The sequence below is a fragment of the Halalkalirubrum salinum genome, assembly GCF_005543295.1.
In the GTDB taxonomy this organism is placed as follows: domain Archaea; phylum Halobacteriota; class Halobacteria; order Halobacteriales; family Haloferacaceae; genus Halalkalirubrum; species Halalkalirubrum salinum.
In genome coordinates, this window is sequence record NZ_SRSG01000039.1 from 1 (window position 1) to 10,712 (window position 10,712).

Sequence of the window (10,712 nt, forward strand, 5' to 3'; positions counted from 1 at the left end):
TGCGGCGGTTCAGATATCACTACAATCACGATCGACCGAACCAGGCATTAGATGGACGAACTCCTGCTGAGGAGGTGCTCAACTAGACAGTGCCCAGAATCGGAATACCTACACCTGTTTGACACTAACCCGTACTTAAGATTTTAGACGCATGTTACTCATCTGTCACACAGGGCACTCTACATGACTCATCCTCAGTACCTCACAAAGCTGGTTAGTTAGAACGTTTGCTTGCTAGAGATATGTCTTAGCACCAGCAGCAAGCAAACAGTGAAATTCACGAAGACTATGGTAACGTTTGCAACTCTTTGCAAGAGCCACCTCGAAATACAGTCTGAGAGAACGTGAACCGGCAGTTCCTGCGAAGTGGAAAAATAATTGCAAACGCTACTATAGTCAACCGGCTCGAGGAGGAAGTTTATCTAAATCTCGATAACCACGCTGAAATCAATGCAGAGGATATCCACGAGGTCTTCGTCGGCGCAATCGCCGACGGGACTCAATCTCGACACTGTGTAACTCCAGCAAAGACTCGCCATCGGCGGACACGATCTTCTACCATCTCCGGACGAAGCTCGAGCCGGAACGGCTCAAACGAGTCGGTAACACGCTCCTTCGACGAAATATTGTCGAACTGCTTCCTGAGCAGGTTGAGGTCTGCACAGACCCTCACCTGCGGCCCTACTACGGTGGCGAAGAGGACATCGACCACCTCTATCACTCGGTGGCCAAACGTGGAACCACTGCGTTCCACGCCTACGTCACGCTCTACGCACGCGTGCGGGACAAACGTTACACACTGGTGGTGCGCCGTCTCGAAGACGGCGACACCGCTAGCAGCGCCCTCTCTGAGTCCCTCAGTAGCGACGATCTTGACACTGACGTCAAGGCTGTCTACCTCGATCGCGGATTCTACGATAGCAAGTGCCCCACGCTGCTTCAAGCGCACAACTACGCGTACGTGATCCCGATTATCCGGTGGGTAAGACAATTCAGCAAGAGCTCTCGGAAGGGTGAAGTCGTTCCATTCAGCAGGATTTGGCAGGGAAACTCAACGGACGCAACTGGACCGTCGTGTTTCCCATCTACACCGATTGTACGTACCTGAACGCGAAGTACGACGAGAACGGTGTGGCGCGTCAGCGGATTAGCCGTGACGCGCCGTTCATTAAGACACCGCGAGATGCTCGATACCAGTCTCGAAGCTTGCGGAGTGAGCCGAGCATGGAAGCGACTCCCAAGCTGTCAGCCCGTGATAGAATCGCGTCATCCAGCATGAACACTGGCACCACAAAACTATTATCCCGCTCAGCAGCGGTGAAGACGGTTGAAAGCCCCGTATCCGGACTTGGCTGAAGCGTGCGACGGTGCCAATACAACTGCATACATACCCATAGACGTTTTCGGTAGATAACCTCGATTAATCTCAACCAGTGAACCCGACAGCGTCATCCGGTTCAACAACGCAGAAGATTCTCAAAAACGAGAACTTGTGGCGAGGGACTAAATATAGTATCGGACATCGAAAGTATATGGAATTGGGAGATACAGAATCGCCGCTTAAAAGATATATAGAGAACACGCCAAATGGAAAAGAAATTCCTGACGAGACGTTTAGACGGCGGCACATCGGTGTGTTGGCGTTTACGCTCGCTTTGCTTCCGTTTGTCTTCGGAGTTAGTCGGATGGTGGGATCGGAGTCGATCACTGGTGCCGAATTGCCGGTCATCCCGATGCTACACTCCGTTGTTGGCACTAGTATCGTGTTGGGATTGGTAGTGATAGCAGCAATTCCGGTACTTTCTCGCCGAATTAGAGCGGCTACAGGCGCGGTCGCGTTCATGGCACAGGCGTCCGTGTTAGCGTACTTTACTGGGGGATTCATCGAAGCACATTTTCTCTACTTTGTGGGAGTCGGAGTTGTCGCACTGTATGAAGATTGGGTACCGTTCGCGATCACGATTGGCTATGTTGCCCTCCAACACAGCGTCTTTGGGCTCATAGAGTGGTTCACAGTCTACAATCATCCAGCAGCGATGGCTAACCCGGTCGTCTGGGGTGGGGTACACGCTGTTGGCGTGTTGATGCTTGCGGGGACAATCACGTTCCTTTGGCAGTCTCTCGCGATTCAGCGACAACAGGCCCGTGAGAAGGTCCAAGAAAAACTGGAAGAAGCGAAGGAAGCGAGAGATCGTGCGAAAGAGAAGGAAGTAGAGGCGGCCGAACAGCGCGAGGAGATCCAGGAACTTAATGCAGAACTTGAGCAGGCCGCTGCCGACTACCAGTCGGTCATGGTTGAGTGTGCAGCCGGCGATTTTACCCGCCGACTCGATACCGACGTAAGCAACGAGGCGATGGTGGAGATTGCGACCACGTTCAACGAGATGGTAGAGGATCTTGAACTGACGTTCGCGCAGATCCGGGATTTCGCAGATGACGTTGCGTCCGCAAGTGAAGACGTGAGTGCATCGACGGCAGAGACGCAACGTGCGAGCGAGCAAGTCGCGGACTCTATCCAAGCGATTGCAGCAGACGCGGATACACAACACGGACAGAGCCGAGAGGCATCGAACGAGATGCAGAATCTCTCTGGGACAGTCGAAGAAGTTGCTTCCTCAGCAGACGAAGTTGCCACAGCCTCTCAGGACGCAGTTGAACTCAGTAATAACGGGCAAGAAGCCGCGTCAGAAGCGATTGATGAGATGGAAGACATTGAGTCTCAGTCTGAGCAGACAGTCGATCAGGTCAACACGCTCGCAAGTGAGCTTGATGAAATCGGACAGGTAGTGGAGTTGATCGAGGACATTGCTGAGCAGACAAATTTGCTTGCGCTGAATGCCTCGATAGAAGCGGCTCGTGCTGGTGAGGCGGGGTCCGGGTTTGCTGTGGTGGCGGACGAAGTGAAGGGGCTTGCAGAGGAGACTGCGGAGGCTGCTGATGATGTTACCGAGCGGATCGAGCGTGTCCTGTCCAACTCCGATGAGACCGTTGAAGATATTGAGTCAATGCAGGACCGGGTTCGTTCGGGCGCTGACACGGTTGAGTCAGCCCTCGCTGCTCTCGATGGGATCACGACCACCGTCGAAGGGGTGAATGATGGTATCCAAGAGATCAGCGACGCAACAGACAGTCAAGCCGCCTCTACAGAGGAAGTCGTAAGCATCGTCGAGGAGGTCGCCAACGCGGCAAATGAAGTTAACAGCGAGTCCGATAATGTCTCAGCAGCCGCCGAAGAACAAACCTCATCCCTTTGGGAGGTCTCTCAGAACGCAGACAATCTCAAAGAGCGAGCAGGGAAGCTCCAACACCGCCTCAGCGGGTTCACCATTGATGTGGAACCTCACCGACTCGGTGGTATAACGGGTGACCATGCCGGCCCTCCAGCCAGTAGCTCTGTCATGCCAGTAGGTGATGGTGGCAGTACAGAGTAACATCCTCCTCGCTGGCTCTATTAAACACAGCTAACTACTCATGCGCCAGATGTTCGGCAACGATTAAGAGCAGTTCTGGAACGTTATCGGACGTTCCAAGCGTTCTTACGCTATTTGATCGGGATCTCTTAGCCTGCCTGTTCTCTATTAGTTCGATATTGAACAGTCGCTATCGAGCCTCTCGTTTTCTTGGCGCTTGATACGGCCTTTGGGCGTGTTCCGGAATATCTCTAGGTTACGTAGTCGTACGTCGGACCCTCGGTCAGAGTTCCCCAATGGACTGTGTCGCACCGCTTCGAGTGAATACGGCGTAGTTGCCGTTTCATTCAGCGGCGTCCAGCGTCGGTCGAATCTTGAGGGCAAATATATTCTACATTATATATTTTTAATTTATATATTTTATATTTAATATTTTACCACAGCTCTCAGTGCATTCATCAAATCAGGACAGAGTAATTACATCCTACCGAACAAGAATATTAATCATATTATCTAGACAGTTTAGATGATATGTACTTCCTGATAAAAAGAGACTCAAGCGCAATCAAGCTAGAGCTTTAATTAAAACAGCTTAATGCTCCACATAGAGACAACTTTATTTTATTGTCTCTTAATTGCTCCACAAATATATTGTATTTTCAATTTATAAAATCAGGCTTGGATCTTTGAGAAATTGTTGAATAATGTGTGTTTTACTTCATATATATTTATAGAATATTGTTGAGCACGTACCTACGAGACAAGAGTAATCGCTTGTCTCTATTCGCGTATAGATAAGATATCTAATATTAAGTTAAAAATACCAAATTTCAATTGTGTTTAGGGTCCACAGGAGATTTTGTATCACGGACGGAAACTAGCCGTCGATCGTGCGTCGCAGAACACGCTGGCTTCTACCTCTTGAATGCGTCCAGCTGCCAGAACCGATTACGTAATCCCATGAGTATACCGTGGCGGTGCCATTACGTACGTAGCTTCGTAATAGTATGGACTAAATTGGTAAAAGAAATTGAAATGAAACTGGTGCCAACAGTGTACATATAAGATTCGACGCCATCGTATAATATACCCTTTATAAAATCAGAAATTATCTGACTGTAGGTCTCACGAATGTATTATTCGATAGCGATTTTCACATCAAGGCTACGCCATCACTACTATAACGATCGATAAAGATACTACTAACAGGCCAACCGGCGAAACACGTCTCACCCTAAAATTGTTCTGAGTTGATGAGCTTACAACCGCCACCGCGAACGAACACTGTCGTACGAGTTAACGAATAATCGCGCTCCCTCAAAAAGTACGAAAACGGGCGTTTTGCGTCGGAAACGGCCCAACAAGCCAATGGCAATCTCGTGTAGAATGGTCGATCGAGAAACTGTACAAGAACCGGTAATTCGAGCCACACAGTAACTCGACATCAGGGTTGTTGTCTCACCGAGGGTGATGACTGACAGACCGTTGTCTCAAGGAGTGCACGATGCCCGCGGCGGAGCCGCTCGGAGAGTGCCTGATGCGAGACGTCGAAGTTGGTCGCCAACTCCCCGAGCGTGATCCCCCGGGGGATATCGTAGTATCCTGTTCGAAACGCCTCGGTGAGCACCTCGTGTTGACACTGCGACAAGCCCGTACCGCTGTACTGGAGTGTCTCTGCGAGTTCGTTGACGTGCCGAATCGAGGGATCGAATCCCCGATCGCGCCAGACGTCGTACGCCGACGAGACGGCCGATTGGTCGGGGAACAACACCCGAAAGCTCCAGCAATCGGCTGTGCCGTGCGCATTGAGCAGTGTCCCATTGGCCTCAACAAATGTTTCGGTGACGGCCTGAGTCCTGCCGCACCAGGTGACTCGATAGAGTGCGTGTTCTGCGCCCATAGAGAGCTGCGTAACCGTTCTCGTCGTTTCGTCGGCTCGAAGCGCATCGTCGAGCCGCTCAAGATCGGACGCTCCAGCCCACAGAAGCGGCATCGCCCGCCTTGGCTCGTGTGCAACAATCCGGATTGGCTCGAACACCGCATCTGGCACGCAATCGAACGTCTCTGTCAGCGCGAATTCCCCTGTCGAGACAAGGACATCTACAATTGTTCCCATACCTTTGCGTTGCGGAGACCCACGGATTAGTATGATATACGTATTACGATCGGGACGTTGAGTGAGGTATTTTGATGCGTAGTACGTTGTGCTTATGTCGATCCTTGAGACAGACAAACACATTGAGAAAAAATCACTAGAGGGCGTCGATGGACTAGCGGAACGATTGAGTAAGTAGAGCGTACCTCATCGATCAATATCGGAATACACATACCTCAAAGACATTCGGGGGTGGGTATCAAATCGGCCTGTCGACACTGATTCTTCCCTGCAGATCACGTTTAGCGGGTGGACTAATCGTAATTTCAGCGTTCTCGAGGCGGTGTTTGACTGCACTGGCGTAGGCCGATCGAACGGCGAAGATATCTCGACGGTTGGGATCTTCGATCCAGTAGTGAACACGAACAATTACCGCATCATCACCAAGTTGGTCGATGTAGACTGCAGGTTGCGGGGAAGAAAGTATCGATTCAATATCATTTGCAACCGCTTCAAGGTGGGAGATCGTGTCTGCTATGTCGTCGTCATATGCGAGTTTGATCTTCTGAATGATGCGGGAGTTCCCCCGTCCGTACGGGCGGATGAGTTCTTTGCTCGTCAGGATGGTGTTTGGTATCGTCACGAGTTCGCCATCAGGGGTCTCGACACGAGTGACTCTGAGTGCGATCGACTGGACAACTCCCTCACCGTCAGCCCATTCAATATAGTCGCCAACATTGAATTCCGGATCGAGTACGAGTGCAATCCCGCTGACGATCGAACCGATTACTTCCTGTGCGGCGACCCCGATAGCGAGCGCAACGGCACTGATGAGAAGTGCAGATTCGCTGAGCAGCCCACCGTAGCCTGCGACGGTAATCCCAACGAGGACAGCCAGCAGCACGATAACCACCCGAAAATAGAGGACGATCGCATTCTGCACTGTCGGATTGTTACGATTCCGGCGGCGGAGCGTTCGTTTGAGCGCGGGCTGAATGAGAAACAGACTGAGGAGAACCACAAAAAGGAACCCGGCACTAAACCAGAGTGCGCTGAGAACAAGTGGCCAATACCCGACGAGTTCATCGGGTCCGACTTCAGGAGGACCAGTCGACAACGGAATTACGACTGCTAACACTGAACACGCTGATACTACTACTGACCGCCGTGCAATTTCAGTTGGTAGCATAGTGGAATCGTTGTACTCAAGCATCAAATGTCCGCCGAATTACGCACCGATCGTACCACAAAAGTCGATTGTTCTCCATCGAGAACACGGTGAGTTACCTCACCGGCGGTCTCCTGTCAGCGGAGTCAATGCCCGTTAGCGATACTTCCGAGTACCGGTCTCAGGGGGGAACAAATGGCCCAACGGAGACAGTACGCCGAGCGATGGTCGCTGCTCGAAGGATGTACGTAACGAACAACGCAAGCGGAGAAACAATGATCCCGATCCCGACGCTGACAACCACAGGGAGGATTGAGGCCGGTACTGTGACGGAATTCGTCCGGTAAATGAGCGTCAGCGAGATCACCGTTACAAGCGCGAGCACGCCCGAGTATATAAGTAACCGCGAGACTGTCGCGAAATCCTGCTGAATCGCTATTGTTTTGTAGAACTGACGGACGATCGCAATTGATTCGAGCAGTTCTTCGATCGCCTGAAACTCCGTACGGACCTCCTCGGAGAGCGATGCATGATATTCGTTCTGGAGGTGATGAACAGCAGTCATATTCACCGCGTATTCAGGGCCAAGGACGACACCAAGCACCTCAGTTACCCTCGCGTTCTGTTCGAGTGCTGAATCAAGATTTTCACCGTATAGCCCGTTGCATGTGCAAAATTAGTTGATAGTTGGTGCCCGAATATGGACATTATTAGCCAACTCTGTTCAAAGGAACCTGCAACATTATCTGGTTTTCGGCCCTAATTTCGAAAGCGTGCAACGGACTACCGTACTCAACCAGATCGTCGAGTGCACTCGTGATCTCGCTCGATGGGTTCCAGTTACTGGAGTCACTCATTGCCAAGATTCCGGATGCGCGGTCACCCAGCGTCGTCGCGACGAGCGAAAGGAAGTCGGCAGGATCGTTGGGTGTTGAGGGCACACCAGCGAGCTCCTCGACGTGCTGACGAAAGTCGCGGGCGCCTTCGAGCCTATCCGTGAGTTGGGTGATTGAACCAAATACTCGAGAGAGGATAAGCTGGTTAATGGAAAGAGCGATTGTCACGAGAGTCACGACTCCTGAGGTAAGCCCGCTACTAAATATCATTGCCGCAGAGCTGTTCGGACCTACAGCGAAGATACCGGTAAAAACCAGCGCGCCAACGATACCAACAATCCCGATGACGAGACAGCCAGCAACGGTTGTTCGCCCTCCTTCAAATAGTACCCAGTCAGCGAGGTATTCCCATATCGTCTCTTTGTTTCGTACGGTACTCGTCGTTTGAAGCGTAGGGGTCATCAGTTAGATAGACACACTGAGAGTCGATTGTATATATACGCGATCGAACCCGGATACGTACCCGTGGTTTCGACAGCTCGCTGAAGAACGCGACGGATTACGGGCGGTCGTCGTGAACCGGAAAGGCCACATCGATCGTGGCTTTATATTCGGTAATCGCATCGCCTTCGACATCTGCGGTGTAATCCTGCACTTCGATACCACGGATGTCCTCAACTGTTTTACTCGCCTCGCGGACTGCCTCCTGTACTGCATCGTCCCACGATTCAGAAGAAGTGCCCAGCACTTTGATGATCTTGACTACTGTCATTGGACTTCATATGGCTTTCCGTGACGGGCCCCACTAACTATAGAGGGGTTAACGACCTTTCTGGTCAGATTACTACGAAACGAACCGGGATTGTGCACAGACAGATCGGTTTCAATCTTCCTCGATGACAGAGAGGGCTTCTCGTGGCGCACCGCAATCTGGACAGGCCTCCGGGATACCCGCGTCAAGTTGGTCCATCTTCCCGCACTCAGTACACCGCCACATCAGGTACCCTTCCCCGAACTCTTGACCCGGAATCTCTTCCATCTCACTCTCGCCCAATTCCGTCGTCTCAACCTCGAATCCGTCTTCCGTGAGACCGCTCACGCGGCCGATCGCTCGCATGGTGCTGTCGTAGACTAGTTCTCCCGGTTTGATCGCCTCACCGTGGACTTGGCTTTGGTCGTCCATGGCTTCGAATTGATTTGGCGGCTATTCAACCTGTCGGCGATTTGCCTGACGAGCCACGACGCCCACAAGTAAAGGAGGCGTTGCATTTCTCTGATAGCAGTAGCACGCGGTGATTCTTGTCTGCACATCGTCCATCCTTGCACACGCCAGCAACACTGATTAGTCGCCTCGCAGTCGAAACCCGATATGTCCGAAAATAACGACACACGTGACACTCGCGAGCAAGGTATCGAATTCGGCTCACTTGTCGAGAAACTCGAAAATGAATCGTATCCAATTTCACACGAGGAGCTCCTTAGCCGATACGGTGATCACGAAATCGAACTCATTGACGAACAGACATCGTTGCGTACAATCCTCGGCGCAGAGAACGAGCGAGAGTACGCAGACACCGAGGGAGTTCGACAGGCCATTTTCAGCATGGTGAGTGAGGACGCCGTCGGGCGCGAAGGGTACAGCGATCGTGGCGGAAATCCCTCTGAAGCTGAGAACGCAGCGGAGGAGGAATCGTTCTAAGATCTTACTGCGCTGGCTCTTTTTGTAGCCGTTGGTCGCGCGTCTTAGCCCGCCCTCTAAGATCTGTGCACGTGGAGTCAAACTCACACCGCGATCCCGGGTCATATACCCGGCTGGCAGTAGCAAGGAAAACCCTCAATGTTGGTAGCCACCTTGTTTAAATCGCAATGCGTAACAACGTAACGCTGACAGACGAGGACGAAGGAAAGAACGTCATAAATAACAACGGCGAAACACTGGGCCGCGTGGTCCAAGTCGAACACGGAACGGCACACGTCAAACCAGACCCAGGATTGACAGACTCAATCAAGTCTAAACTTGGGTGGGGAGAAAGCGATGAGGACACCTACCGACTCGACGCAAGCAACGTTGAGAGTATCTCCGACGACGAGATTCATCTCTCTCGGTAGTTCCGGTCACGACCCTGGGTAGGGTGACTCCGATCGGCGGTCTTTTTTGCCGGGTTGAGACCCCGGGTGATTTATGTTTGCTCGCAGCTAACATATCACATGGACATTCGTCCCGCAAAGTTGACCGACCGAGAGCGGATCGAGGCAATCGCGCGCGATTCTTTCCAATCGTCCTACTCTCTCAGTCCACAGGAGATCGAGGCGATACTCGAAACGGAGTTCGGCGAGGCAACGCTTGCCGAGAGGCTCAAGGATCCAGATACAATTGTACTCGTCGCTGACCGCACGGACGGCGAGACAGCGGAGGTAGAAGGCTTCATCGACGTGGCGATCGGAACCGAAGCGACGATCCGGTGGCTGCACGTGGACCCTGAAGCGCGGGGCGAAAACATTGCCACGAGACTGGTCGATCGGGTCCAAGCGGACGCAACGATGCCAGTCGCCGCGCGCATTCTCAAAGCCGCCGTCGAGGGCGGCACATTCCTCGAGGACTTTGGCCTCACAGAGGACGGAACCGACCGGAAGATGATCGGCGGTTCAGAATTCACTGTAACCGTCTTTACTGAGGGCGAGAGAACTGACACCCACACACCCAACGAACCAGAAGTTCACATCCCCGAATCTATCAGCGTCAACGGGGAGGACCGAGCCGTCGACCGGGAGGAACCCATCCCGGGCAGGGAAGCCCCCTTCTTTCCGATTTACTCTGACGACGAGAAGAATGATCCGTACGGATACGTGTGTTCGCAGTGCGGGAATACAAACGTGTCCACCGACAGCCTCGACAGACTCGAGTGTGGAGACTGCGGCAACGTTCACCTGGCTGACGAGTGGGATGGCGCGTATCTGTAGCTCCAACCGCGATAGGGGTGTCAATCGCCGTGTCTTTCGCTCGTGGTTCGATCGCCGAGCGTGTGCGAATAGCGCGTCGATCGTGTTGCGTCGACTTGGACAGATGATTTAATTAGCTGGTGGACGAGAGACAAGACGATGGAGGATCAGTTGATCACATCGAGAACCTCAAGACCTCCTCCAGTAGGTGCTGAATCTGCGTCTGCGGTGGCTGGCTAGCCTTCAACAAGACGGTGACCGTG

The 10,712-nt window shown here is 52.4% G+C and carries 10 protein-coding genes and 2 pseudogenes; 6 read left to right on the top strand and 6 right to left on the bottom strand.

Annotation, left to right across the window (positions count from 1 at the left end):
* The 3 genes and pseudogenes from E5K03_RS13395 to E5K03_RS13405 form a co-directional block, all read left to right on the top strand.
* Positions 1 to 86, top strand: a pseudogene (locus E5K03_RS13395) (IS6 family transposase); the annotation flags it as partial.
* A gap of 258 nt (positions 87 to 344) precedes the next feature.
* Positions 345 to 1,197: pseudogene (locus E5K03_RS13400) on the top strand (ISH3 family transposase); the annotation flags it as partial.
* A gap of 335 nt (positions 1,198 to 1,532) precedes the next feature.
* Complete coding sequence (locus E5K03_RS13405; protein ID WP_138007321.1) at positions 1,533 to 3,431, top strand: methyl-accepting chemotaxis protein; 1,899 nt, start codon at positions 1,533 to 1,535, stop codon at positions 3,429 to 3,431.
* 1,423 nt (positions 3,432 to 4,854) lie between these two features.
* Here E5K03_RS13405 and E5K03_RS13410 read toward each other — a convergent pair.
* The 6 genes from E5K03_RS13410 to E5K03_RS13435 form a co-directional block, all read right to left on the bottom strand.
* The gene (locus E5K03_RS13410; protein WP_171006694.1) at positions 4,855 to 5,526 is read right to left on the bottom strand and encodes a helix-turn-helix domain-containing protein; all 672 of its coding nucleotides are present in this window, start codon (positions 5,524 to 5,526) and stop codon (positions 4,855 to 4,857) included.
* 238 nt (positions 5,527 to 5,764) lie between these two features.
* Entirely contained in the window at positions 5,765 to 6,526 is a 762-nt protein-coding gene (locus tag E5K03_RS13415; RefSeq protein ID WP_240730034.1) for a mechanosensitive ion channel family protein, read from the bottom strand.
* Positions 6,527 to 6,854: 328 nt separating this feature from the next.
* The gene (locus E5K03_RS13420; protein ID WP_205743002.1) at positions 6,855 to 7,238 is read right to left on the bottom strand and encodes a hypothetical protein; all 384 of its coding nucleotides are present in this window, start codon (positions 7,236 to 7,238) and stop codon (positions 6,855 to 6,857) included.
* 145 nt (positions 7,239 to 7,383) lie between these two features.
* On the bottom strand, positions 7,384 to 7,971 hold the full coding sequence (locus E5K03_RS13425) for a hypothetical protein (RefSeq protein ID WP_138007324.1): 588 nt from the start codon (positions 7,969 to 7,971) through the stop codon (positions 7,384 to 7,386).
* A gap of 97 nt (positions 7,972 to 8,068) precedes the next feature.
* The gene (locus tag E5K03_RS13430; protein ID WP_138007325.1) at positions 8,069 to 8,281 is read right to left on the bottom strand and encodes a dodecin family protein; all 213 of its coding nucleotides are present in this window, start codon (positions 8,279 to 8,281) and stop codon (positions 8,069 to 8,071) included.
* 111 nt (positions 8,282 to 8,392) lie between these two features.
* A complete protein-coding gene (locus E5K03_RS13435; protein WP_138007326.1) occupies positions 8,393 to 8,692 on the bottom strand; it encodes a DUF7130 family rubredoxin-like protein in 300 nt (99 codons plus the stop codon).
* Between the two features lie 186 nt (positions 8,693 to 8,878).
* Between E5K03_RS13435 and E5K03_RS13440 the strand changes: the two genes are divergently transcribed.
* The 3 genes from E5K03_RS13440 (at position 8,879) to E5K03_RS13450 (ending at position 10,470) form a co-directional block, all read left to right on the top strand.
* A complete protein-coding gene (locus E5K03_RS13440; protein ID WP_138007327.1) occupies positions 8,879 to 9,208 on the top strand; it encodes a DUF5789 family protein in 330 nt (109 codons plus the stop codon).
* A gap of 167 nt (positions 9,209 to 9,375) precedes the next feature.
* A complete protein-coding gene (locus E5K03_RS13445; RefSeq protein ID WP_138007328.1) occupies positions 9,376 to 9,618 on the top strand; it encodes a PRC-barrel domain containing protein in 243 nt (80 codons plus the stop codon).
* A 99-nt stretch (positions 9,619 to 9,717) separates the two neighbouring features.
* On the top strand, positions 9,718 to 10,470 hold the full coding sequence (locus E5K03_RS13450; protein WP_138007329.1) for a GNAT family N-acetyltransferase: 753 nt from the start codon (positions 9,718 to 9,720) through the stop codon (positions 10,468 to 10,470).
* The last annotated feature ends 242 nt before the right edge of the window (positions 10,471 to 10,712 follow it).